At 69.9% G+C, this 22,952-nt stretch carries 21 protein-coding genes; 13 read left to right on the forward strand and 8 right to left on the reverse strand.

Annotated features, from left to right (window positions below):
- Positions 1-260 precede the first annotated feature (260 nt).
- Positions 261-2,159, forward strand: coding sequence for a M48 family metalloprotease (locus OIC96_RS36660; RefSeq protein WP_330303713.1), 1,899 nt, complete (start codon positions 261-263; stop codon positions 2,157-2,159).
- On the opposite strand, the gene OIC96_RS36665 is transcribed toward OIC96_RS36660, so the two are convergent.
- The gene (locus OIC96_RS36665) at positions 2,141-2,650 is read right to left on the reverse strand and encodes a hypothetical protein (RefSeq protein WP_330303712.1); all 510 of its coding nucleotides are present in this window, start codon (positions 2,648-2,650) and stop codon (positions 2,141-2,143) included. The genes OIC96_RS36660 and OIC96_RS36665 overlap by 19 nt on opposite strands.
- Positions 2,651-2,787: 137 nt before the next feature.
- Between OIC96_RS36665 and OIC96_RS36670 the strand changes: the two genes are divergently transcribed.
- Both OIC96_RS36670 and OIC96_RS36675 read left to right on the forward strand, forming a co-directional pair.
- The gene (locus OIC96_RS36670; RefSeq protein WP_330303711.1) at positions 2,788-3,345 is read left to right on the forward strand and encodes a SigE family RNA polymerase sigma factor; all 558 of its coding nucleotides are present in this window, start codon (positions 2,788-2,790) and stop codon (positions 3,343-3,345) included.
- On the forward strand, positions 3,342-4,553 hold the full coding sequence (locus tag OIC96_RS36675; protein WP_330303710.1) for a WD40 repeat domain-containing protein: 1,212 nt from the start codon (positions 3,342-3,344) through the stop codon (positions 4,551-4,553). The genes OIC96_RS36670 and OIC96_RS36675 overlap by 4 nt, the downstream gene beginning before the upstream one ends.
- Here the strand turns inward: OIC96_RS36675 and dapA are convergent.
- Positions 4,540-5,439 carry a 4-hydroxy-tetrahydrodipicolinate synthase gene (gene dapA, locus OIC96_RS36680; RefSeq protein WP_330303709.1) on the reverse strand — a complete coding sequence of 300 codons (900 nt, stop codon included), beginning with the start codon at positions 5,437-5,439 and terminating at the stop codon, positions 4,540-4,542. The genes OIC96_RS36675 and dapA overlap by 14 nt on opposite strands.
- Positions 5,440-5,613: 174 nt before the next feature.
- Here dapA and OIC96_RS36685 point away from each other — a divergent pair, with 174 nt between their 5' ends.
- The 4 genes from OIC96_RS36685 (at position 5,614) to OIC96_RS36700 (ending at position 8,027) form a co-directional block, all read left to right on the forward strand.
- Positions 5,614-5,742, forward strand: coding sequence for a hypothetical protein (locus OIC96_RS36685; protein WP_330303708.1), 129 nt, complete (start codon positions 5,614-5,616; stop codon positions 5,740-5,742).
- Entirely contained in the window at positions 5,739-6,404 is a 666-nt protein-coding gene (locus tag OIC96_RS36690) for a hypothetical protein (RefSeq protein ID WP_327427815.1), read from the forward strand. Before OIC96_RS36685 ends, OIC96_RS36690 begins: the two co-directional genes overlap by 4 nt.
- A 209-nt stretch (positions 6,405-6,613) precedes the next feature.
- Positions 6,614-7,273: an ArsR/SmtB family transcription factor gene (locus OIC96_RS36695; protein ID WP_330303707.1), complete on the forward strand. Its 660-nt coding sequence runs from the start codon at positions 6,614-6,616 to the stop codon at positions 7,271-7,273.
- A gap of 19 nt (positions 7,274-7,292) precedes the next feature.
- Complete coding sequence (locus OIC96_RS36700) at positions 7,293-8,027, forward strand: SRPBCC family protein (protein ID WP_330303706.1); 735 nt, start codon at positions 7,293-7,295, stop codon at positions 8,025-8,027.
- 111 nt (positions 8,028-8,138) lie between these two features.
- Here the strand turns inward: OIC96_RS36700 and OIC96_RS36705 are convergent, their stop codons facing one another.
- Entirely contained in the window at positions 8,139-9,962 is a 1,824-nt protein-coding gene (locus OIC96_RS36705) for an endonuclease/exonuclease/phosphatase family protein (protein WP_330303705.1), read from the reverse strand.
- Positions 9,963-10,355: 393 nt separating this feature from the next.
- On the opposite strand from OIC96_RS36705, the gene OIC96_RS36710 reads away from it, so the two are divergent.
- Positions 10,356-11,789: a hypothetical protein gene (locus OIC96_RS36710; protein WP_330303704.1), complete on the forward strand. Its 1,434-nt coding sequence runs from the start codon at positions 10,356-10,358 to the stop codon at positions 11,787-11,789.
- A 123-nt stretch (positions 11,790-11,912) separates the two neighbouring features.
- On the opposite strand, the gene OIC96_RS36715 is transcribed toward OIC96_RS36710, so the two are convergent.
- The 3 genes from OIC96_RS36715 to OIC96_RS36725 form a co-directional block, all read right to left on the reverse strand.
- Positions 11,913-12,359, reverse strand: coding sequence for a hypothetical protein (locus tag OIC96_RS36715; protein ID WP_330303703.1), 447 nt, complete (start codon positions 12,357-12,359; stop codon positions 11,913-11,915).
- A 37-nt stretch (positions 12,360-12,396) separates the two neighbouring features.
- Positions 12,397-13,557 (reverse strand): hypothetical protein, encoded by a 1,161-nt coding sequence (locus OIC96_RS36720; protein WP_330303702.1) that lies wholly within the window; start codon positions 13,555-13,557, stop codon positions 12,397-12,399.
- Between the two features lie 71 nt (positions 13,558-13,628).
- On the reverse strand, positions 13,629-13,868 hold the full coding sequence (locus tag OIC96_RS36725) for a hypothetical protein (RefSeq protein ID WP_330303701.1): 240 nt from the start codon (positions 13,866-13,868) through the stop codon (positions 13,629-13,631).
- Positions 13,869-14,169: 301 nt separating this feature from the next.
- Between OIC96_RS36725 and OIC96_RS36730 the strand changes: the two genes are divergently transcribed.
- The 4 genes from OIC96_RS36730 (at position 14,170) to OIC96_RS36745 (ending at position 19,425) form a co-directional block, all read left to right on the forward strand.
- On the forward strand, positions 14,170-15,615 hold the full coding sequence (locus OIC96_RS36730) for an alkaline phosphatase PhoX (RefSeq protein WP_330303700.1): 1,446 nt from the start codon (positions 14,170-14,172) through the stop codon (positions 15,613-15,615).
- 504 nt (positions 15,616-16,119) lie between these two features.
- Complete coding sequence (locus tag OIC96_RS36735) at positions 16,120-17,703, forward strand: TROVE domain-containing protein (protein WP_330303699.1); 1,584 nt, start codon at positions 16,120-16,122, stop codon at positions 17,701-17,703.
- 412 nt (positions 17,704-18,115) lie between these two features.
- The gene (locus tag OIC96_RS36740) at positions 18,116-18,391 is read left to right on the forward strand and encodes an HNH endonuclease (RefSeq protein ID WP_330303698.1); all 276 of its coding nucleotides are present in this window, start codon (positions 18,116-18,118) and stop codon (positions 18,389-18,391) included.
- A gap of 17 nt (positions 18,392-18,408) precedes the next feature.
- Positions 18,409-19,425, forward strand: a complete 1,017-nt coding sequence (locus OIC96_RS36745; protein ID WP_330303697.1) for a 1-aminocyclopropane-1-carboxylate deaminase — start codon at positions 18,409-18,411, stop codon at positions 19,423-19,425.
- Between the two features lie 26 nt (positions 19,426-19,451).
- Here OIC96_RS36745 and OIC96_RS36750 read toward each other — a convergent pair whose 3' ends face one another.
- On the reverse strand, positions 19,452-20,894 hold the full coding sequence (locus tag OIC96_RS36750; protein WP_330303696.1) for an MFS transporter: 1,443 nt from the start codon (positions 20,892-20,894) through the stop codon (positions 19,452-19,454).
- 136 nt (positions 20,895-21,030) lie between these two features.
- Here OIC96_RS36750 and OIC96_RS36755 point away from each other — a divergent pair, with 136 nt between their 5' ends.
- Entirely contained in the window at positions 21,031-21,597 is a 567-nt protein-coding gene (locus OIC96_RS36755; RefSeq protein WP_330303695.1) for a TetR/AcrR family transcriptional regulator, read from the forward strand.
- 80 nt (positions 21,598-21,677) lie between these two features.
- Here OIC96_RS36755 and OIC96_RS36760 read toward each other — a convergent pair whose 3' ends face one another.
- Positions 21,678-22,883: a TerD family protein gene (locus tag OIC96_RS36760; RefSeq protein WP_330310052.1), complete on the reverse strand. Its 1,206-nt coding sequence runs from the start codon at positions 22,881-22,883 to the stop codon at positions 21,678-21,680.
- Positions 22,884-22,952 lie beyond the last annotated feature (69 nt).

The raw sequence follows: 22,952 nt of genomic DNA on the forward strand, positions 1-22,952 counted from the left end.
GCGAGTGATCATGGCCCCTCAAGCTTCCGGCGAGTCGGGCCCACGCGGCGGAGCCGCAAATGTCACAGCCTCGCGCCCCTGACGGGGGCGCTCCTGGCTCCCGGAGGTTCTCAGCGCCCTTCCGCCTCGGCGGGAGGGCGCGCGGCTTTGAGTGTGCTTCAACTGGTGCTGGAATTACGCCTCTTGTGCGACTTCACCGCGAGTGAATGCTGCCACCCTTGTCGTGACCGTCTGTGAGCGGTCGAGGGCTGGTGGTGGGGATGGTTCCGGCGGCTGAACGAGACGGGGCGGTCGCCGAGGCGCGTGCGTATGTGGCGGGGCAACGGGTTCGGCACCGGGTGCTGTTGGGTGTGCTGATCTGCGTCGCGCTTCTCAACGCCGGGCTGGTCGCCCTGATCGTGGCCGCGATCGCCGGCTCCGCGAAGGCCGGACTCGTGGTGGTCGGGATCGTCGCGGTCCTGGTCGCGCTCACCTTCGTGGCGGCGTCGGTGCGGCTGTCGGGTGCGGTGGCGGGCATGCGGGGCGAGCGGGACCCGGTCGAGCGGCAGCGGCTGGAGGAGAGCGTCGGTCGTCTGGCGGCACAGCTCGGGGTGGACGTCCCGCGGGTGTGCGTCATCGACGACGACGCGTCCAACGCCTTCGTGGTCGGGCACGGCCGGGGTGCGACCGTCGTCTTCACCTCGGGTCTTGTCGAACTGTGCGGTGACGACGAGGAGTTGCTGGAGGCCGTCGCCGCGCACGAACTGGCCGCGACGGCCGCTCGGGGCACCACGCTGACCTGGCTGTCGTACGCCCTGCTGGGCTGGTCGCTGTCCCTCGCCGTGCCCGCCCGGGAGATCGCCGGGCTGCTGCGCAAGCTGTCCCGACGCTTCCGGAAAGGCGACCCGGAGGTGCCGCGTTACGAGGGAGAGAGCCAGGCCGACTACATGGTCGACAGTCTGATCCTCCTCATGATCACGAGGGCGATCGGCGTGGTCCTGTGGCTCGCCTCGGGGTGCGTCCTGGTGCTCTGCGGCGTTCCGTGGCTGATCGCGCGGGTCACCCGGGCGGAGATCGTGGGACGACGCGTGGTCGCGGCCGACGCCGTCGCCGTACAACTGACCGGCGACAAACCCGCGTTGGCCGAAATACTGGGAGAGCTCGGGGGAGCACCCACCACGCCGGATCGTGGCGGCCGACTCGTCGAGGAGCTGTGCTTTGTCGGCCCCCCGCCGCCGCCCGAAACCGAGAAGGAGAACTGGACGGACTGGTTCCCGCCGTATCCGGACATCAAGACGCGTCTCGCGGAGCTCGCCGCATTCGAGCGGGGGTGCTTGCCCGACCGTGTTCCGGTGGCCGGACTCCTGGTGGCCGGGGTCCTGCTCCTCGCTCTGTTGGGCGGGCTCGGCACGCTCGCCGTGCGGCTGCCGTACGACCGGGCTTCCGGGCCGTCCCAGGCGGCCGGGGCGGTGCCCGGAGCCGTGCCGCCGCCCGTGGACTCGGGCACGCCCACCTCGCCGGTGCCCCTGGGACCGGCGAGCGAGCCGGGCTCGAAGGGAGCGTCGGAACCGGGCACCTCCCCGTCCCGGAAGTCCACCGTCACCTCCTCGGCCTCGGCCTCGCCGTCACCCTCGACCACTTCCGCTCCGGCCGCCGCACCGCCGGGTGACAAGCCCCCCGACGACAACGCGCCGCCGCGTGACAACCCCGGCAACACCGAGGTGAACACGCTGACCGAGGCCCACTGGAACGATTTCTGCTCGCGGCAGTTCGGTGTGGCCGCCCGCTTCGGGCCGGACGCCTACAGCGTCGGATGCGTGGGCATCGACCATGCCTTCAACGCGGTGACCGACGTCTGTGCCGTCGAGTTCCCGGGCGCGTCGCCGAATGTCGACCGGCTCGGCGACTTCCACGATCCGCTGTCCTGGGGCTGCATCGCCCACGCCGGCCTACTCGGGGCGTTCCAGCTCTCCGAGACGGAGCTGGAGCGGCAGACCGGCCGCGACGTCGTCTACCACGCCGACGTCAGCCCCAGTGCGTACGGATACACGTACGCGGACGGCTCACCCATCGCACTCGGCGAGCTCTGCGCCAAGACGTACGCCACCTCCGCCGTCGACCGCCTCCTGGACGTGTACAACGCCCACTCCTCCGTGGAGTGCTACCGCTCCGCCGTGTGAGCCGCGGCGAACTCCGCCAGCGCCGTGAAGTCGCCCTCGCGCAGGCCCAGTCGGGGACTGACGTGGTGGAGCAGCGCGGACCCGGGATGGCGGGCGGCGACGTACGCGTCGTCGGCCGGGCTCTGTTCGTCGTCCACCCAGGCGAAGGGGCGGCCCTCGGCGTATGCCACGATCCGTTCCGTCTTCCAGTGCACCCCGTCGGGGCGTTCGGCGAACAGGGCGCCCGTGAAGTCGACGTACGGGAGATCGGGGAGGCCGATGACCGGGGCGATCCAGCGGTTCGCGGCATCCATCCAGGTGGTGGCCCAGCACAGGTCGTAGCCGAGAGCGAGCAGGGCGCGGCCGTGATCGGGGTGGAGCCAGACGCGCAGGGGCCTGCCGAGGGTCAGGGTCACCCGGATCGTCGTGTAGCCCTCGGGCCGGCGCTCCGGCTGGGCCGCGTACGGGTTGAGGGGGCCGTCGACGTCGAGGAAGAGCAGGGGTCGGCTCACGGGGTCACCGTAAGCGACGTCGAGGGGGAGTGGCCCGGGAAATAACTTCGGCCCGGGGGCATAGCGGCGGGCGGGTACGCGCGTCACAAGGAACACAGGGGCGGGCCACGGGGGCCGCCGAGGAAGAGAAGGTGACGATGGATGCCGAAGCGCAGGAGAGCTTCCGGGAGTTCGTGGCGAACCGGTCGTCCGCGCTGCTGAAGACGGCCGTACTGCTCAGCGGCGGCGACCGGCACGCCGCCGAGGACCTGCTGCAGAACGCCCTGGTCAAGGCCGTGGGGCGATGGAACCGCATCGACGAGCCCGAGGCGTACGTACGACAGATCCTGTACCGGCAGCAGGTGAGCCGCTGGCGGCTGAAGTGGCCCAGACGGGAACTGAGCGTCGCCGAGCCGCCCGAGGCGTCGCTCGGCGCGGACGCCCAGTCCGCCGCCGAACTGCGCATGGTGATGCGCGGGGCGCTCGCCCGGCTGACGGCGCGGCAGCGCACCGTCCTGGTGCTGCGCTACTTCGAGGATCTGCCCGAGGGCGATGTGGCCCGGCTCCTCGGCTGCTCCGTCGGGACCGTGCGGTCCACGACGCACCGCTCGCTCGCCCGGCTGCGGGCGCTCGCTCCCGAACTGGCCGAACTCGGCCCGGGGGACGCCGAACAGCCGCCGTCCCGTGACTTCTCGCCCGTGGAGGTGCGTCCGTGAACGTCGAAGAGCTCGTACGTGACACCTTCCGTGAGCAGGCCACCGACGGCGCGCTCACACCGCCCGGCTTCGCCGACCGCGTGCTCGCCGTCCGCAGGCGCCGCAGGACCCGGACGATCGCGGGCGCCGCGGTGGCCACCGCAGCCGCCGTCGCGGCGGCCGTCGCGGTGCCGCTGCTCGACACCGGCGGGGACGACGTCCGGCCGGCCAGCCAGATGAACCGGAGCGACATCATCGCCCACCCGGACCAGTCGCCACCGCGTGACCTGATCGCGGCGGGGGACACGGCGGTCGCCGCGTTCAGCACCACCAAGCAGGTGAAGCAGCCCAACAAGGACAAGATCATCACGCGGACCTACAGTCTGCTGGACCAGAAGACCGGCAAGTACGTGAAGGACTCCCGCTGGTCCTTCGTCGACGTCGCGCCGGGCATGCGGACCGCGGCCGTCCTGGAGCGTGAACTGCCCGCCAAGCGCGTCGGGTTGCTCGACCTGATGACCGGCAAGGTGGACCGCTGGATCCCGGTCGGGCACGGCGTGGCCGGCGTCCACTTCTCGCCCGACGGCAAGAAGCTCGTCGCCACGACGTACGCCAAGAATCCGGACCGGCTCTACTGGAGCAAGAGGATCCCGGTCAACGACACCGTCGAGCCGCAGTCCGTGCCCAGCCGCACCGGGTTCACCGTCATCGACGTCGCCTCCGGGAAGGGCGACTGGCACAAGGCGCCGTACTGGAAGGACGAGATGGGCTGGTCGCCCAACTCCCGCACGGACTTCGCGTTCAACCACGACGGCAAGCTGCTCTACGAGCAGATCGCGATGGCGCCCGGCCGCATCTACCACGACTTCCAGGGCAAGAAGGTGCCCACGCCCGCCGACGAGAAGCACCTCGGCTGGACGGATGCGGGCCTCTCGCCCGACGGCAAGCTGGTGGCAGGCGAATTCTCGGGCCAGGGCAAGGAGATCTCCTCCGAGATCACCGATCCGCTGACCGGCAAGCGCATCACCAAGGTGCCCGGTCAGATGCTGCTCGCCTGGGCCGACAACAAGCGGATCATCGCCTGGGGCATCATCCCCGGCACCAACGAGTTCAAGCAGCAGCTCGTCCTCGTCACCGTCGGCAGCGACAAGATCGTGCCCCTGAGCGACTTCCGCACGCCCAAGGACAACACGGCCGGACGCTGGGAGCCCCTGTTCAGCTCACGCTGACCAGCTCCTCGTAGGCCGCCAGCAGCCCGTCGACCGTCTCCCGGCCGGCGGGCCGCAGCGGTGAGCGGACCGGCCCCGCGGGCAGCCCCAGCGCGCCCAGCAGCCCCTTCGCGGTGACCGTGCCGGGCAGGCCGGCCGACATCATCAACTCGATGAGCGGGATGGCCCGTTGCTGACGGCGAACGGCCCCGGCCGTGTCCCCGGCGTCGAACGCGTCGAGAACCGCGAGGAACTGACGGGGCGCCACATTCGCCACGGTGCTGATGAAACCGGACCCGCCGACCGCCCGCGTCGCGAGCACGTACTCGTCGCAGCCCGCGTAGTACGCCAACTCCGTGCGGGCCAGCACCTTCTGGGTGCCCAGGAGGTCGTACGCACAGTCCTTGACCGCCACGATCCTCGGGTGCTCGGCGAGCCGGATCATCGTCTCCGGCTCGATGCGCGTGCCGGTGCGTCCCGGGATGTCGTACAGCGCGAGCGGCAGCCCCGAGGCATCCGCGATCTCGCGGAAGTGCGCCTCGACGGCGTCCTGCGGGGGCCTGCTGTAGTACGGCGTGACCACCAGCAGCCCGTCAGCGCCCGCCTTTTCGGCCTCCAGGGCCAGCTCCACGGTGTGCCGGGTGTCGGCCGTGCCGACCCCCGCCACGATCGACGCCCGCTCCCCGACCGCCTCCCGCACCGCCCGCACCAGCGCGGACTTCTCCGCGTCCGTCGTGGTCGGGGACTCGCCCGTGGTGCCGGAGAGGACCAGCCCGTCGCAGCCGTCCGAGACCAGCCGCTCGGCGAGGTGCTGCGCGCCGTCGAGGTCGAGCGCGCCCGCCTCGGTGAAGGGGGTGATCATCGCGCAGAGGGCGCGGCCGAAGGGAGTGGTGCCCGGTGTCGTCATGCCGACAGTCTCGGCACCTCGACCGTGAAGCTCCACTTAATTCTTCTACGAGGTACTGGCAATGGATGCTACGTAGTGCGGGCTCCTGGGGGGATCGAGGCCCTAGTGCCAAACCGGCCCCTTATGGGTCACCATGGCGAGGACGGAAGTCGGCGGCAGATCGCGGGAGGCGTCATGAGGCTCGGCAAGGCACTCGCCACCGGAGTTGCGGAAGAGCAGGCTCACACGCAGGACGAGGAACTCCCCGAAGTGGTCGAGGAGTTCGAGGCGTCCGTGCCCGAAGAGGTCCCGGTCGCCCGATGAGGCTGCGGCTCCCCGAGGAACGACCGACGGAGCCGCCGACCGGATACAAGATCGCCCACCCGGTGCTGTCCCAGGACGGCACCCGGGCCGGGTTCACCGGCGTATCGCTGGGTGGCGCGCTGCCGTACGGAGTGCTGGACGAGGCGCGCTGTGTCTACGGGCGACGGCACCGGGCGCCGCACCGCCGCTGTGACTGCGGCTTCCACTGCGTACACGACTCCGCCGCCGCCGAGGCGATGCTCTGCACCGCCGAGCACCGCGCGGCCGTCCTCCTCGACGTCACCGTCCTCGGCGCGTACATCCGCTTTGAGCAGGGCTTCCGCTATGCCCGCCAGCGGGTACGCACGGCGACCGTCGGCCCGTGCGCCTGCGGCGCCGTGGCCGGAGCCCTGGCCGACGCGGGCTGGGGGCGGCCGGGGTGGCGCGCGCTGACGGCGGCGTGCGCGGGATGCGTACGCGGTCGTACGTCCCTCTCGCTCGCTTCCTTCGCACGGCTGGCGGGGGAGGGGCTGCGGGTCCGGGCCGGGAGTGGTGCGGTGGCCGCGCCCGCCGACCTCGGCGTCTCCGAGCTCGTTGCCGAGGCGGCCCTGCTGCAGGCCCGACTCGACTGGTTCCAGACCCAGTTGGCCCGCCTGGACGAGGGCGGGCCACAGGCCCGCTGAGGGTCGCGGCGCCAGGGGTGGCGCGCACCGGGGTGCCGCCGCCCGGTTTCGCCGTGTCTTCCCGCCGACGACTCTGATCGTCGGCATCTCTGTCGTGCCCTCCTGCCGGCGAGTCCGACCGTCCGGACCTCCGCCTTGACCCCACCACGCCCCCTACCGACAACTCTCCTCGCCTGGACAAAAAAAGTTTTCGGTGGGAGGGTGGAGTCATGTTGGACGTGACCGTGATCGAGGACGCAGAGGCCGCCGCCGTCTCGCTGGACCCCATACGGGCCCGGTTGCTGGCCGAGCTGGCCGCCGGGCCCGCGTCGGCCGCCATGCTGGCCGGAAAGGTCGGGCTGCCCCGGCAGAAGGTGAACTACCACCTGAAGGCGCTGGAGCGGCACGGCCTGGTCGAGCTCGCGGGTGAGCGCCGCAAGGGCAATGTCACCGAGCGGCTGATGCGGGCGACCGCGGCGTCGTACGTCATCTCGCCGCTCGCCCTGGCCGCCGTGCAGCCCGACCCGGACCGCTTCCGGGACCAGCTGTCCGCCCGCTGGCTGCTCGCGCTCGCCGCCCGGCTCGTACGGGACGTCGGTTCGCTGATCACCGGTGCGGCCAAGGCCCGCAAGCGGCTCGCGACGTACGCCCTCGATGGTGAGGTGACCTTCGCCTCCGCCGCCGACCGGGCCGCGTTCATCGAGGAGTTGACGGTCGGCGTCGGCGCGCTGATCCGCAAGTACCACGACGGCGACGCGGAGGGCGGCCGCCCGCACCGGATCGTCGTCGCCGTCCACCCCACGCTCAAACCCGAAGCCGCTGAAGCCGCTGAAGCCGCTGAAGTCGCGGGCATCGCGGACGCCGCTCAAGCCGTAGAAGCCGGACACTGATCACTCAGGAGCCATCACCATGTCCAAGGAATTCGAGATCGCCCGGGAGTTCGAGGTCGATGCCGCACCGGAGGAGGTGTGGGACGCGATCACCGGCGGTACCGGCGGCTGGCTGTGGCCGATGGAGTTCGAGCCGCGCCAGGGCGGGGCCGGGCCCTTCGGCTCCACGCTCACCAACTGGGACCCGCCGCACCGGCTGACCAGCCTGGTCGAGGACGTCGAGGGCATCTCCCAGCAGACCCTCAACCAGATCGACGAGACGATCGAGCCGCGCGACGGCGGCCGCCGCTCCTGGATGCGGTACGTGCACAGCGGGATCTTCGTCGAGGACTGGGACAACCAGTACGACGGCGCGAGCAAGCACACGGACTTCTATCTGCACACCCTGCGCGAGTACCTGACCCACTTCGCGGGCCGCCCGGTCGCCTTCTCGACGTTCGACGGACCCGGGGCGTCCATGGCGTCCGACGCCTTCGCCACGGTCGGGCGGGCGCTCGGCCTCGCGGACGACACCGCCGGGGGAGCGCGGGTCCGGGCCCAGGGCCCCGACGGCGCGGTCCTCGACGCCGTGGTCGACTACCGCGACCCGTACTTCATCGGGCTGCGTACCGACAACGCCCTCATCCGCTTCTTCGGGCGCAACCACTGGGGCGCGCCGGTCGGCATCAGCGTCCACGACTTCGCGGCCGACGCCGACGCCAAGCGGAACGAGACCGCTTGGCAGGGCTGGCTGAACGGTGTGTTCGGCGCCTAGGCGCAGGAAGCCGTTCAACGCCTGGGCAGGGGAAGAGCCCGGCCCCCCGGACGACGGGGCCGGGCTCTTCCCCTGTGCGGGCTGCGGCCGAGGCCGCGGCCCGTTACAGGCCTACGGCCGGAACCGCAGCACCTGCGGGTCGTGGTCGCTGATCTGGTCGTTGAACTCCGAGTTGATGTGCACGCTGTCGTACTCGAAGCAGTCCTTGCGGATCGACGGACTGATCAGGATCTGGTCCAGGACCTGCTGGTTGCCCTGGTAGTCGTACGTGTAACGCTCGCTCTTCGGCAGCGACTTGATCGCCGACCAGAGCTCGCCGTCACCTTCGAGGATCTTGGCGGTGTCGGAGAACTCGAAGTCGTTGATGTCACCGAGGGTGATGACGTCGGCGTTCTTCTGCGTGTCCAGGATCTGGTTGACGAAGGTGTTCACCGCCGTCGCCTGGAGGTGACGCTGGGTCTCCGAGCTGCGCGTCACCGGCTGGTACTGCGAGGTCAGACCCTGGTCGCCACCCTTGGAGTTGAGGTGGTTGGCGATCACGAAGACCGTCTTGCCCTTGAAGACGAACTCGCCGGCCAGCGGCTTGCGGCTGGACGTCCAGGCCGTGTTGGCCGGGTCGATGCGACCGGGGGAGGCGGTGAGCTGCGCCTTGCCGTGCACCTTCGTGACGCCGACCGCGGTCGTGGCGTCGCCGCCCGCGCGGTCGGTGAAGGAGACCCGCTCCGGGTTGAACAGGAACACCTGGCGGATGTTGCCGCCCGGCTCGCCGCCGTCGGTGTCGTTGGTCGGCGTGATGGAGCGCCAGTCGTACGTCGGGCCGCCCGCCGCGACGATCGCGTCGATCAGCTTGTTCACCGTCACATCGGCGGCGACCGTGCCGTCGTCCGTCGCGCCGTTGTTGTCCTGGATCTCCTCCAGGGACACGATGTCGGGCGACTGCAGGTTGTTCACGATCGCGGCGGCGTGCTCCTCGAACGTGGCGTCGGACGGGTCGAGGTTCTCGACGTTGTACGTCGCCACCGCGAGCTCGTTCTTCGACTGCTTCTGCGTGGTCTCGCGCTCCAGGCCGGCGCTCTCCACGGTGCCGAGCTGGCCGGCGACGAGGGTGTAGCCGCCGTACGCGTTGTAGTCCAGCGGGCCGGCCGTGACGCCGGCGAGCGTGTCGCCGACGTTCACCTTCGGGAAGTCCGCCGTCGCACCCAGCGACTGGATCTGGAGGCGGCCGGTGTTCTGCGAGGTGTACGAGCCGTAGACGGTGCCGCCGCGGCGGTTGACGTGCTCGTTCGGCTTCACCGTGACCCACAGCTCGCTGTACGGGTCGGTGGCGGTGACCACACGGGTGTCGGCGACCTGGACGTTCATGCCCTCAAGGGACTCGTAGTAGTCCAGGGCGTACTTCGTCGGCTCCAGGGTCAGACCGTTGATCGAGCCGCTCGCGGCGGTGTCGCCCGCGGGGGTGTAGTCGTCCGGTACGGACGTGGCGTCGACGACCGTCGCGGCCGGGACGGCGTTGCCGCTGGAGAGCACGGTCACCGTCGGCTTCGAGATCTCCGTCAGCGACTGGTTGCCGGTGGACGCGCCGCCCGGGACGTACTCCGAGACCGTGCCGGAGACCGTGACGGAGTCTCCGACGGCGACCTTCGGGGTGGAGCTGGTGAAGACGAACACGCCCTCACTGGTGGCCGCGTTGTCGTCGGCGTCCGGGTCCTGGAGCCAGAAGCCCTTCGAAGAACCGTAGGTCCGCACGGCGGTGACGATGCCCGGCACGTCCGTGACCTTCGTCCCCGCGAGCGGGGAGAGGCGGGTCGTGCCCTGGATGTCGTGGATGCGGACGGTGTCCGCGTGAGCCGGGGTGGTGAGCACCACGGCGGAAAGGGTGGAACAGACCGCGGCGACGGTCAGCGCGCCTATGCGCGTCGTTCTCTTGCTCGGCAAGGGAATCCCTCCGGGGACGTACTTGAGCGCCGGGACGAGGGTGGAGCAGTGGGGGGAGCGCGACCTGCGTGCGGGCCGGTGACGCGCGTGGAAGTGTGGGTGGCCGGGTGGCCGTGCAACTTCTACGCGCGTAAATCTCGTGTGTGACCAGGGGAGTTGTCAAGGTTTCAGCGGTGTACGACTCCTGTCAGGGACATGAACCGGGCGGCATGGGTGGAAATCCGTCTAGGCTGAGTCGTCGGCGCGGAACTCCGGGGCGGCCACCGGATGCTCGCGTCCGGGGACGGTTCTCGGGGTCCGACGCCTGGGGCATCTGCCGCTGCTCGCCGACGCTCGTCTCGCCTTGCCACGATTACCCTGCTTTTCCTGGTTGTTCGGAGGAGAACCCAGCCGATGTCAGACAGCTCGCCCTTGCCGCCGGTGCGGCTGACTTCCGAAGCGGAGCTGGCGCGGGACGCGCTCGCCGCACCGTTGCTCTCCCGCGCCGCGCGGCTGGCCCGCTGGGCGGGTCCGGACACGCGCGTCGGCGCGGGGGGCGAACTCGTCGAGGAGCAGCTTCCCGAGGCGGCTGCCGCACTCGGGCTCTCCGGGGACGACGCGGCCGCCCTCGCCAGTGAGGCCTGGCGGGTGGCCGTCGACACCGGGCTCGTCGGGATCGTGGACGAGGAGGAGGGCACCGTCGGCGCGGGCGAGGACCTCTCCCTGCTCACCTCCGGAGGACCGCAGGACGTCCTGGGCGTGTGGCTCGGCGCACTGGACGCGGTGCTGGCCGACGCGAGCGTGCCCGACCTGGACGATCTCGTCGGAGCGATGGACGAGGGCGGCGAGGTCGACTTCTCCTCCCTGGACTGGGATCCGGAGGCCGAGGCCGAGTTCCTCGACGGGGTGCTCGGCAATCTGTATCTGCTCACCGTGAGCGAGGAGGGGCCCGGGGAAGGGCCCATTCCGCTGCCCGCGCTCGCCGCGTCGATGATCGTGCCCGACGACATGGGGGAGCCCACCAACGACGTCCTGGAGCAGGTGTCGGACGCGATGATGCGGCTCGACGACCAGTTCCGGCTGCTGGAGCCCATCGGACTCGTCGACTTCCAGCCCGTCGACGAGGCGTTGATGGGGGAGCCCGACGAGGAAGCCGAGGAGCCGGCGGCCGTCGACGACACGGATGTCTCGCGGTACGGCATGGTGCGGCTGACTCCGCTCGGGCTGTACGGGATCCGGGCGCGGCTGCTCGAAGCGGGCATGTCCGCTCCCGCGGTGGGCGACCTGGCGGACAAGGGGGCGGACACGCTGCTGGACGGCACGTCCGCGTTTCCGCCGGCCGCGGCCCAGGCCGAGACCGAGCAGTGGCTCGCCCGGCGCGAACCGCTGCCCGCCGCACGGGAGTTGCTCGCCGCGGCCCGCGGTGGCGACGCCGGGGCCCCGCTGCGCCGGCTGCGCTGTCAGCAGGCGCTCTCGCTCGTCGGCATGGAGGCCGAGCCCGCGCTGCGCGAAGTGCTCGACGACGCGGAGCTGGGCGGGCTCGCCCGGGTCTGGCTCTCCGAGCACGGGGTGCCCGACGTGCCCGCGCCGTCCGAGGCGATGGTCTTCTGGCTCACCATCGACACCCTGGCGGCCCAGCTCGCGGCCGAGGGCAACTCCGACGAACTCCAGGCCCTGGTGGAGGGCCTGGCCCAGCAGCACAGCGGCTTCTTCGCCACGGCGTGGCGGGTGGACCACCCGGCTACGCCGGATGTCCTGGAGGCCATGGGGCGGCTGCACCCCGACAAGAAGGTGGCCAAGCAGGCTCGTAAAGCGGCGTTCAAGGCCCGCTCCCAGCAAGGGAGTTGAGAGCGCGGCGAGGCGGCGGGGGCAAGGTTTACCCCCGCCGCTCCATGCGTCAGGTCAGTGCGTCGGCCCGATGAGTCGGCAGTGGTGCCGCTCGATGTGTCGGCAGGTGTACCGCTCGATGTGTCAGCAGTGGTACCGCGTCGTGTGCTTGAACGACGACGTCGCGCCGTTGAAGCCGTAGGTGCCGCGGTAGGCCGGCGGGTTCTGGAACTCGCCGACGACGGTGATCGTGGTGGCGCAGGAGCCCTGGCCGGCACGCTTCGCGTCGAGGCGGATCGTTTCCCCTACGAAGCCGCCCGTGATGTCCCAGGGGGCGCCGCAGATTCCGGAGGTGATCTTGCCGCCGGTCACGACGTGCGGGTAGGTGTTGGGGTTGTACTTCACCTCGATGGCGAAGGTGACCGCCCCGTTGTGCAGTTCGAGCTGGGCGGACGTGGAGACGGCCTCGACGGAGACGTCCTGCTGTGAGGCGAACGCCTCGTCCCGGGTCTTGACCTCCGCGCCCTGCGGGTTGTGGAAGCGGTGCTCGGAGCCGGCGTGGCTCTTCTGCCGCTTGGCCTGCGTGGTCATGCTGATTCCCTCTTCCTGTGCGGGTATTGAGTGACCGTCAGGCCAGCTGCTCGGCGATTTCCACCCGCAGCAGTGTGCGAACGTTCTCGATGTGGTTGGTCACGGTGACGACCGAGGACCCCGCGAAGAGCAGACCGGTCGCGACGTTGTCGAGCGAGGTCACCAGCGAACCGGAGTCGCCGCCCGCCGAGATGTTCGTGGTCAGGATCTGGTCCTTGAACCTGGCCGTCCCCGCCGTGCCGTAGCTGACGTCGATCGTGGCGTCGACCGCGATGATCCGGCCGAAGCTGATGTTCGTCGTGCGGCCGGTCTTCTTCACCAGGTCGCCGACCGCGACGTTGGCCTTGCGCCGCCAGGCGCGCGGCGCACCGCTGAAGTACTGCTCACGGGTGGCGTCCTGGAACTCCACCGCGCCGAGCGCGCAGTCGACCACGTTGTTGTGGCGCTCCACCGGGGTCTGCGGTGCGAACTGGATCGTGATGAACCGGTCCAGGGTCGCGATGCGGTCCGCCGGGTCCGTGCCGCCGTCGAACACTCCGGGCTGCAGGATCGCGCTGCCCAGCTGTGCCCGGTTGGAGTCGGCCAGCACGTGGTTGTTGGAGAGGATGTAGAACTTCGACGGTGTGCCGAGGCCGGGACCCGGAGGGTCGACGGTGGCGCCCGGCAGGAAGTCGTACACCACGCTGCCCAGCGTGCCCGCGGTCACCCGTACGTTGCCGACCGAGAAGCCGGAAGGGGACGGGCGCATACGGCGCTTGAGGAGCTGCGGCTCGAACTGTCCGAGCCCACTGAGCTCTTCCAGCAACGGCTGCGAGAGGCCGGCGAGTTGCTCGGCCATGCTGCCGTCGGGCTGGTAGGAGACACCGCGGTCTTCGGAGCGGGGCGAGGTCCTGCGCTGCTGCTGACGCTGCGCGGCGACATGGCCGACCGCGACTACGTCGGTGGGGGTGCCGTCGTCCATCACCCGTGGGATGACGTCCCGCTCGGGAAGCTGGGACTCCGGAACCTTCTGGGTCACGAACACCAGCACGGCTGCCTCGCCCGTGGCCTGTCCGTCGATCCACTTCACGCCGTGGCCGAAGCCGACGACATTGGCCAGCGGCGACTGCGGCCGCAGGAAGTCTGAATTCGCTTGCTGGCGGGAGCTGTCACTCAGCTGACCACCAGTCGGTCCTCGCATCATTTCGGGCTGGCTCACGCCAGACCACCTCTTCTGTTTCGGCTCTGGGTTCCTTACGGGCCGCGGCGCGGTGACTCAGCGCTCAGGGCTCACAAGTTCCCTTCCTGAGCGTTCACTTCACCGATCGCGAGCACGCGCACCGGTACGCCGTCGAGCTCGTCCGGAACCACGTCTTTTTCAAGGAGCCGGTCACGGGGCACTTTCCGGGTGACGAAGACGATGATCACGTCCTGTCCCGAGTGCTCGTCCCTCCCGGTGCCGACTCCGCTCACGTGGGCCAGCTTCATGAGCCGGCCTTCGTGGAGGCGCCTTACCCGCTTTGCGTCCATCGGGCTCGCCTCCCGTTCGGGTGGTGTGCTCTTCCTGTCTATGGCCAGGGGTCCCCGGAGTCAAGGCATTCTGAAATGAATCACGAGTTTCGCTACCATTCGCGCTTGTTGACCTTCTTTACGAAGATTATTCCGCCCATCGGTTCGAGTGCGAGAGGTTTCACGGATTCACGGAAGCGGGACCCCTGAAGTTGGCCCATGTTCAACTCCCGTTCAGGCACGGGCGGGAGCGTGTGGCCGCAACCGAGGTCCGCCACCCCGCCCCCCACGACAGTCCCACTCCACCGTCACAGGAGACACCATGTCGCTCACCCGCAGGGACTTCGCCAGACGATCCGCGATCACCGGTGCCGGTGTCGCTCTGGCCGGCAGCGTAGGCGCCCTCGCCACCGCTCCGAACGCCCTCGCGTCCACCGACACCGAGAGCACGGGCGAGGAAGCGGCGGACGGACACGGCGGTGTCGGCTACGGCCCGCTGATCACCGACCCGAACGGCCTGCTCGCGCTGCCCGCCGGGTTCTCGTACCGCGTCATCACCTACAGCGGCAAGACCAAGCTGGAGTCGGGCGAGTTCACGCCCTCCAACCACGACGGCACCTCCACCTTCTGCGGCCCGCGCGGCGCCACCCTCCTCGTCAACAACCACGAGCTCAAGGGCCCGCGCGCCAACTGGCCCCACCCCGTGCCGCTCACCGAGGGACTCGTCTACGACCCGGCCGCGTCCGGTGGCTGCACGGTCGTCGAGGTGCGCGGGGACAAGGTCGCCGAGTGGGTCGGCATCGCGGGCACCTCCACCAACTGCGCGGGCGGCAACACCCCTTGGGGCACCTGGCTCACCTGCGAGGAGACCGAGGACAAGGCCGGCGCCAACGGCATGACCAAGGACCACGGCTACGTCTTCGAGGTCGACCCCGAGGACCGCCGCCGCAACCAGAACCCCAAGCCCATCAAGGCACTTGGCCGCTACGCCCACGAAGCGGTCGTCGTCGACCCCAAGCGCGGCCGCCTCTACCTCACCGAGGACGCCGCGACCCCGAACGGCCTCCTGTACCGCTGGACGCCCCCGCAGGGCTTCGAGCACGGCCACGGGCAGCTCGGCACCCTCGCCGACGACGCCGGCTCGCTCCAGGCCTTCAAGTGCTTCGACTCCGGCGGCCAGTTCGTCGACGACCTCTCCCGTGCCACCAAGATCGGCACCGTGTACGGCGTCGACTGGGTGGACGTCCCCGACCGCGACGCCAAGACCACTTCCGTGCGCAAGCAGTTCGCCGACGGCCAGGTCACCCGCGCCCGCAAGCTCGAAGGCATGTGGTGGGGCGACGGCGGCACGTACATCGTCTCCTCGTACGCCCGCACGGAGAGCCCCGTCCAGCACGACGGCGCCGTCTGGTTCTACGACCCCAAGCGCCGCACCCTGACCCTCAAGGTCCTGATCGGCGTGAACCCCGACCCGTCCGTCGACGGCGCCTTCGACGGCCCCGACAACATCACCGTCTCCCCCTACGGCGGCCTCGTCATCGCCGAGGACGGCGAGGGCATCCAGCACCTCTTCGGCGCCACCGACAGCGGCCGCACGTACCCGATCGCCCGCAACGAGCTGAACAACGGCACCGCGGAGGCGCCCGAGTACAGCGAGTTCACCGGCGTCACCTTCTCGCCCGACGGCAAGACCCTCTTCGCCAACATCCAGGAGCCGGGCATCATGCTCGCGATCACCGGGCCGTGGAAGCGCCAGAAGCGCGGCTGATTAATTCAATGGCTCGACCCGCGGCCGCACTCCTAAAGTAGTGCACGTCCAGGTGCGAAGGCAGGACCTACTTCCACTGATAATGGGGCGGCCGCGGGTTCGAGTCCCGCCACCGGTACAACGCGCCGGTGTAGCTCAGGGGTTAGAGCACCTACGTCGGTTCCGCCGGCCTTGAACTCTGGACACCACAACTTCATGCACCTCCCGGTGCGCAGGCTGCGGCTACTTCTCTCTCAAAGAATCCACGCCGCCGCCGATTTGATCTCGGGAGGCGCAGTTCATGGTGGGTGCCCGGTGCGCAGGCGGCGGATACTTCGGGAACTGGTGGGGAAACCCATGCGGGTTCGAATCCCGTCATCGACTTCAGGTCGGTGTGGCGGAACGGAAGACGCGCCAGTTTATAAGCAACCGCAGCCGACTCCTGACCTCGGGCACCCTCCATTTGCTGCGCCTCCCTCTGAAACGCGACTTCACCGTCGTGCAGAGAATTCGGGGGAATTCATCATGGCGCGATTCAACACCAAGGCGGCCAAGGCGCAGCCCACTTCCCGTGTGACGTCGACCGGCCGCGTGCTGACGACGCACCAGGGCGGCCGCGGCCAGGAGCGCGACGCGCGCTCGGAGCTGTTCCTGCTCGCCATCGCCAACTTCGTCTCGCAGCAGACCTTCTACGAGTCCGGCGCCGACCGCGACGACCGGTTCGCCACGCTCGTGCGCGAGCTCGCCGTCGCCGACCCGTCGTGGACGGCCGCCCTGCTGGGCTGGCTGCGCGGCGAGGGCAACCTGCGGACGGCCTCGCTCGTGGGCGCCGCCGAGTACGTGAAGGCGCGGCTCGACGCGGGCGCCACCGACGGCCCGGCCAACCGCCAGGTCATCGCCTCCGTGCTGCGACGCCCGGACGAGCCCGGCGAGCTGCTCGCGTACTGGACCTCCCAGTACGGCCGCAACGTGCCCAAGCCCGTCAAGCGCGGCATCGCCGACGCCGTACGACGTCTCTACAGCGGCAAGTCGCTGCTGAAGTACGACACCGCGTCCAAGGGCTACCGCTTCGGCGACATCCTCAACCTGGTGCACGCGGCGCCGGACCCCGACAAGCCGTGGCAGGGCGACCTGTTCCAGTACGCGCTGGACCGGCGGCACAACCCGGACACGGCCGTGGTGCCCAAGTCGCTGCCCGTCCTCGCGGCCCACCGTGACCTGATGGCGCTGCGGCCCGCCAAGCGGCGCAGGGTCGTGACCGGAGCGCACGGCGCACAGCGCCTGGCCGAGGCGGGCATGACCTGGGAGGCGCTCGCCGGCTGGCTGCAGGGGCCGATGGACAAGGCGGCCTGGGAGGCCGTGATTCCGTCGATGGGCGCGATGGCGCTCGTACGGAACCTGCGGAACTTCGACGAGGCGGGTGTGAGCGACGAGGTGGCGGCCCAGGTCGCGGCCAGGATCAGCGATCCGGCGGAGGTGGCGCGCTCGCGTCAGTTCCCCTTCCGCTATCTCGCCGCGTACCAGCACGCGCCCTCGCTGCGCTGGTCGTACCCGCTGGAGCAGGCGCTCGGCCACTCGCTGGCCAACGTGCCCGCGCTGCGCGGGCGGACGCTCGTCCTCGTCGACCGCTCCGGCTCGATGTTCTACTCGCGGCTGTCCGACCGCTCCGAGCTGAACCGGGCGGACGCGGCGGCGGTCTTCGGTACGGCGCTCGCGCTGCGGGCGGCGGACGCGGATCTCGTCGAGTTCGGGACGACGAGCAACCGGGTGAAGTTCCGCAAGGGTGAGTCGGTGCTCAAGGTGCTGGAGCGCTTCGGCGACCTCGGCGGCACCAACACGAGCGAGGCGGTGCGGAAGCACTACAAGAAGCACGACCGGGTGCTGATCGTCACCGACGAGCAGGCCATGTACAGCCACTACGGCGACCCGACCGAGCAGGTCCCGGCGCACGTACCGGTCTACACGTGGAACCTGGCCGGGTACCAGGCGGGCCACGGTCCGTCGGGGTCCGGTAACCGGCACACGTTCGGAGGGCTTTCGGACGCTGGTTTCCGGATGGTTTCCCTGCTTGAGTGCGGTAGTGACGGGCTCTGGCCATGGCTTGAGTGAACGGGCACGAGTTCGTCAAAGTGTCGGGTTGACAACCAGGTTGTGTGAAATCGAGGAGTGCTCGAGCCTGCACAAGGCGCGGGGGTACTGCAATCTGCACTACCAACGTTGGCTCGCTTATGGCGACCCGACCGGGGGCGGAGCTCTTTCAGGGAGGAAAGTGGCTCCGCCTCGGCCTTGCAACATCGAGGGTTGCTCGAGACCGCTCAAAGCGCGTGGGTACTGCGGTACGCACTACCGGCGATGGCATCAGCACGGCTCGCCTTCGGCAACCCAATACGAGTGGACCCGGCGCGGTACCCAGTGCAGTTACGAGAGTTGTGAGCGGGAGAGGTACGGCGGCGGCCGTGGCTACTGCCACCTGCACTACACCAGGCTGCGTCGCGGGAAGAACCGCCTGGAAGGGCGAAAGGTGCAGGACAGCTTGCAGAACGGCTACCGCATCCTCTGGCGCAACGGGAAGCGGGTGCCCGAACACCGACTGGTCATGGAGGAGATTCTCGGCCGGGCGCTTCTCCCGCGCGTCGAGACTGTGCACCACAAGAACGGAATTCGTGACGACAACCGTCCGGAGAACCTGGAGCTATGGACCTCGATGCAGCCCAGCGGCCAACGAGTGGGTGACTTGCTGGCTTTCGCTCGGGAAGTCATCGAGCGATACGGTGACTTGCCCGACGCCGCACTGTAGAAAGGCAGGCCCGGACCATGTCCCTTTCCTCATACGACCGTTACCCACTGCTCTTCGGATTCTCCCCCGTGCATCCGCTGGAGCGGCTCACCCAGCGCCTCGGGGGTGCCTCGCTCTGGGCCAAGCGGGAGGACTGCAACTCCGGTGTCGCGTACGGCGGGAACAAGACCCGCAAGCTGGAGTACCTCGTCGCCGACGCGCTCGCGCAGGGCTGCGACACGCTCGTCTCGATCGGTGGCGTGCAGTCCAACCACACCCGCCAGGTCGCGGCCTGCGCCGCCCGCGCCGGGCTCAAGTGCGTGCTGATACAGGAGAGTTGGGTGGAGTGGCCCGACTCCGTGTACGACAAGGTCGGCAACATCCTCATCAGCCGGCTCGCCGGTGCCGACGTACGGCTCGTGCGGGCCGGGTTCGGGATCGGGTTCAAGGAGAGCTGGGAGCAGGCGCTGCGGGAGGTCGAGGAGGCGGGCGGCAAGCCGTACGCCATTCCGGCGGGAGCGTCGGATCATCCGCTGGGCGGGCTGGGGTTCGCCGGGTGGGCCTATGAAGTCGCCGAGCAGGAGCGGGAGTTGGGCGTCTTCTTCGACACCGTTGTGGTGTGCTCCGTGACCGGGTCGACGCAGGCGGGCATGGTCGCCGGGTTCGCCGCTCTGGAGGAGGCGGGCGGGCGGCCGCGGCGCGTCCTTGGGATCGACGCGTCGGCGGCGCCCGCCCGTACCCGTGAGCAGATCGCGCGGATCGCCCACGGCACGGGACAACTCATCGGCGTACAGAAGGAGTTGACGGAGGCGGACGTCGAGCTGGACGAGCGGTACCACGCGGGGACGTACGGGATTCCGGACGAGGTCACGCTGGAGGCGATGCGTCTCGCGGCGCGCACCGAGGGGATGGTCACCGACCCCGTGTACGAGGGGAAGTCGATGGCCGGGATGGTGGACCTGGTGGCGCGGGGTGAGATCGGACGGGACTCCTCCGTGCTCTACGCCCACCTGGGTGGACAGCCGGCGCTGAACGCGTACAGCGCGTTGTTCTAGACGGTGAGGCTCTGGGTGGCGGGGTTCTAGGCGGTGGTCTTCGGCTTGGTGCCCGTGATCACGCATGCCGACACCAGCAGGGCGGCCAGCGCGATCAGCGAGCCGATGCCGAACGCGCGGGCCGCTCCGGCGGTGAGGATGTCGGACGGGGAGCCGTGCGCGTGCCGGGTCGCCGTGCCGAAGACCGTGACCAGGATGGCGAGGCCGAGGGTGCCGCCGAGCCACTGCAGGGTCTGCAGCAGACCGGAGGCGGCGCCCGCCTCGCGCGGTTCGATGCCCGCGAGGATCGTCGCGTTGAGCGGCATGAAGCTCAGGCCGACGCCCACGCCCATCAGCAGCAGCGGCCCGAACAGGCCGGTCAGATAGCCGTCGCCGGGCTCCAGCCGCCACAGCCACCCGGCCGCGACGACCAGCAGGGCCATGCCGGTGAGCAGCACCGGCTTGGCGCCGAGCCGCCCGAGCAGCCGGGGCACGAATCGCACGACCGTGAACATCGCCAGGGTCATGGGCAGGAAGGCGAATCCCGCGCGGAGCGGGCTGTAGTCCAGGACCTGTTGGCAGATCAGGGTGAGGAAGTAGAAGGCGCCGAACATGCCGGCGGGCAGCAGCAGGACGCCCGCGTAACCGCCCGCGCGGTTGCGGCTGGCGAACAGGCGCAGCGGCATGATCGGCTGGTCCGCGCGGGACTCGATCAGGGCGAAGCCCACGAGCAGGGCCGCCGCCGCACTGAACCCGAGCTGCGCCTGGATGTCGCTCCAGCCCTCCTCCGAGACCCGGATGAACGCGTAGACCAGCGAGGTCATCCCGGCCGTGCCGGTGAGTGCCCCCGCCGCGTCGAAGCGGCCCGCGTGGCGCGGGGTCTCGGTGACGCGGCGGGGCAGGGCGACGGCGACCGAGACGCCGATCGGTACGTTGATCAGCAGGGCCCAGCGCCAGGACGCCCAGGAGGTGAGCATGCCGCCGAGCACCAGGCCGATGGAGGCGCCGATGCCCGCCATGGAGGAGTAGATGCCGAGGGCGTGGTGGCGGCGCGGGCCCTCCGGGAAGTTGGTGGTGATCAGGGCGAGGGTGCTGGGTGCGACGAGGGCGGCGCCCACGCCCTGGAGCGCGCGGGCCGCCAGCAGCCAGGCGTTTTCGGTGGCGAGACCGCCGAGCAGGGAGGAGGCGGCGAAGAGCAGGACGCCGACGGTGAGTGTACGGCGGCGGCCCGCGATGTCGCCGACCCGGCCGCCGAGGAGGAGTAGTCCGCCGAAGGCCAGCGTGTAGGCGTTGAGGACCCAGGAGAGACCGGTGCCGCTGAAGTCCAGGTCCTTCTGGATGTCGGGCAGGGCGACATTGACGACCGTGGAGTCGACGCCGACCATCAGGTAGGCGGTGACGATGACGAGAAGGACGGTGCCGAGCCTGGCCGGGTGATCTTCCGCCGAGCGGGACGGGCTGGAGGTGGACGGTGCGGACGGGGTGGACATGGGATGCTCCCTGTCTCGTGTCCCCGGTGAGTGGTGTGCGGGCAGCGCGAACTGCCCGCCACGATAAGCGGGGACTGTCTCCGTTTAGTGCTCGGTAAGATACGGAGAGAGTCCCCGGTTGGCAAGGAGTATCTGAATGACGCAGGTCAAGCCGATGCGGGCGGATGCACGGCGGAACTATGAGCGGCTGCTCAAGGAGGCGGCGGTCGCCTTCGCCGAGCACGGGGAGAACGCCTCCCTCGACGACATCGCCAAGCGGGCCGGGGTGGGGTCAGGGACCCTCTACCGGCACTTTCCCACCCGGCGGGCCCTGCTGGAGGCCGTGTACGTGGACAGCATCGACGCGATCGCCGTGCGCGCGGACGAGATCGCGGCGGAGCTGCCACCCGGCGAGGCCCTGGTGGAGTGGCTGAACGAGCTGAGCGAGGGGATGATCCAGGTCCGCGGGCTCAAGACACTGCTCGGCTCGGCCGTCACCGACGGGAGTTCCGCCGTACTGACCGCGTGCGGGACCTCGGTGAAGGCCGCCGCCACCCGGCTGGTCGAGGCCGCTCAGCGGGAGGGGACCCTGCGGGCGGACGTGGAGCCGATCGAGGTGCTGCGGCTCGCGCACGGCGTGGCCACCGCGTCGGAACTGGCGAACGGGCAGGGGAAGCACATCCGCCGGTATCTCTCGCTGCTGACGGAGGGCTTGCGTCCGTAGGAGGCCGGAACATGAAGCACGGCGGTGGTGACCTCAAGTCCCCACCGCCGTCTGCCTCTTGCGTGCCTCCGTGCGAACGGTCAGAGCGCTTGGGCCGCCGGCTTCACCATGCCGCGGACCGTGCGGGACTTCACGAAGTCGCCCAGGGCCGTCATCTCCCACTCACCGGAGAACTGCTTGATCATCTTGGCCATCATCACGCCGGTCTGGGGCTCGGCGTTGGTGAGGTCGAAGCGGACCAGTTCCTCGCCGGTGGCGGCATCCAGCAGTCGGCAGTAGGCCTTGGCGACCTCGGTGAACTTCTGGCCGGAGAAGGAGTTGACCGTGAAGACCAGGCCGGTGACGTCCTGGGGGAGGCGGCCGAGGTCCACGACGATCACCTCGTCGTCGCCGCCGCCCTCGCCCGTGAGGTTGTCGCCGGAGTGCTTGATCGCGCCGTTCACGATGGAGAGCTTGCCGAAGTAGCAGCTGTCGATGTGGTTGCGCTGCGGGCCGTACGCGATGACCGAGGCGTCCAGGTCGATGTCCTTGCCGCGGTACGCGGGCTCCCAGCCGAGGCCCATCTTGACCTGGGAGAGGAGCGGGCGGCCGCCCTTGACCAGGGAGACGGTCTGGTTCTTCTGGAGGCTCACCCGGCCCTTGTCCAGGTTGATCTTTCCGGAGGCTGCGGGCGCGGGGGCGGCGGCGGGCGCCGGGGGTGCGGGCGGGGCCGGCGGGGCGGTGAGGCGGGGGTCCAGCGGCGGGGGCGGGGTTACGGGGGCCTGGACCGGGGGTGCGACAGGGGTCGGCGCCGGCTCCTCCACCGAGACGCCGAAGTCCGTGGCGATGCCCGCGAGGCCGTTCGCGTAGCCCTGGCCGACGGCTCGGGCCTTCCACGCGCCGTTGCGGAGGTAGATTTCGACGATCACCAGGGCCGTCTCGGTGCCGAGCTGCGGTGGGGTGAACGTCGCCAATACCGCGCTGTCGGTCGCGTTGCGGATCGTGGCGGTGGGTTCGATGCCCTGGAAGGTCTGGCCCGGTGCGTCCGGGCTTGCGGTGACGACGATCTTCTCGATGCCCGGGGGGACGGCGGTTGTGTCGACCGTGATCGCGTCCGGGGCGGTGCCGCCGCCCGAGCGGTAGGTGACGCCGGGGCCCGCGGGCTGGTTGTAGAAGATGAAGTCGTCGTCGGAGCGCACCTTGCCGTCGGCGGTGAGCAGCAGGCCCGATACGTCGAGCCGCACCGGGGCGGCGACGTCCACCGTCACGTGGGTGACGGGGAGAGGGATGTTCGAGCCGGGGGTCATAGCTGTCATGCCTGAGGTAACGAGCGGGGCCGCTTTACCGTTCCCTTACCCAAGGATGAGTCTGAGGAG

The organism is Streptomyces sp. NBC_00775, assembly GCF_036347135.1.
Classification (GTDB): domain Bacteria; phylum Actinomycetota; class Actinomycetes; order Streptomycetales; family Streptomycetaceae; genus Streptomyces; species Streptomyces lutosisoli.

Bases quoted from the DNA above. Each gene is read 5' to 3' on its own strand.
- OIC96_RS36700 (WP_330303706.1), top strand. From the start codon at position 7,293: ATGTCCAAGGAATTCGAGATCGCCCGGGAGTTCGAGGTCGATGCCGCA.
- OIC96_RS36760 (WP_330310052.1), bottom strand. From the start codon at position 22,883: ATGACCCCCGGCTCGAACATCCCTCTCCCCGTCACCCACGTGACGGTG.
- OIC96_RS36735 (WP_330303699.1), top strand. From the start codon at position 16,120: ATGGCGCGATTCAACACCAAGGCGGCCAAGGCGCAGCCCACTTCCCGT.
- OIC96_RS36685 (WP_330303708.1), top strand. From the start codon at position 5,614: ATGAGGCTCGGCAAGGCACTCGCCACCGGAGTTGCGGAAGAGCAGGCT.
- OIC96_RS36695 (WP_330303707.1), top strand. From the start codon at position 6,614: ATGTTGGACGTGACCGTGATCGAGGACGCAGAGGCCGCCGCCGTCTCG.
- OIC96_RS36660 (WP_330303713.1), top strand. From the start codon at position 261: ATGGTTCCGGCGGCTGAACGAGACGGGGCGGTCGCCGAGGCGCGTGCG.
- OIC96_RS36690 (WP_327427815.1), top strand. From the start codon at position 5,739: ATGAGGCTGCGGCTCCCCGAGGAACGACCGACGGAGCCGCCGACCGGA.
- OIC96_RS36670 (WP_330303711.1), top strand. From the start codon at position 2,788: ATGGATGCCGAAGCGCAGGAGAGCTTCCGGGAGTTCGTGGCGAACCGG.
- OIC96_RS36725 (WP_330303701.1), bottom strand. From the start codon at position 13,868: ATGGACGCAAAGCGGGTAAGGCGCCTCCACGAAGGCCGGCTCATGAAG.
- OIC96_RS36750 (WP_330303696.1), bottom strand. From the start codon at position 20,894: ATGTCCACCCCGTCCGCACCGTCCACCTCCAGCCCGTCCCGCTCGGCG.
- OIC96_RS36710 (WP_330303704.1), top strand. From the start codon at position 10,356: ATGTCAGACAGCTCGCCCTTGCCGCCGGTGCGGCTGACTTCCGAAGCG.
- dapA (WP_330303709.1), bottom strand. From the start codon at position 5,439: ATGACGACACCGGGCACCACTCCCTTCGGCCGCGCCCTCTGCGCGATG.
- OIC96_RS36755 (WP_330303695.1), top strand. From the start codon at position 21,031: ATGACGCAGGTCAAGCCGATGCGGGCGGATGCACGGCGGAACTATGAG.
- OIC96_RS36715 (WP_330303703.1), bottom strand. From the start codon at position 12,359: ATGACCACGCAGGCCAAGCGGCAGAAGAGCCACGCCGGCTCCGAGCAC.
- OIC96_RS36730 (WP_330303700.1), top strand. From the start codon at position 14,170: ATGTCGCTCACCCGCAGGGACTTCGCCAGACGATCCGCGATCACCGGT.
- OIC96_RS36745 (WP_330303697.1), top strand. From the start codon at position 18,409: ATGTCCCTTTCCTCATACGACCGTTACCCACTGCTCTTCGGATTCTCC.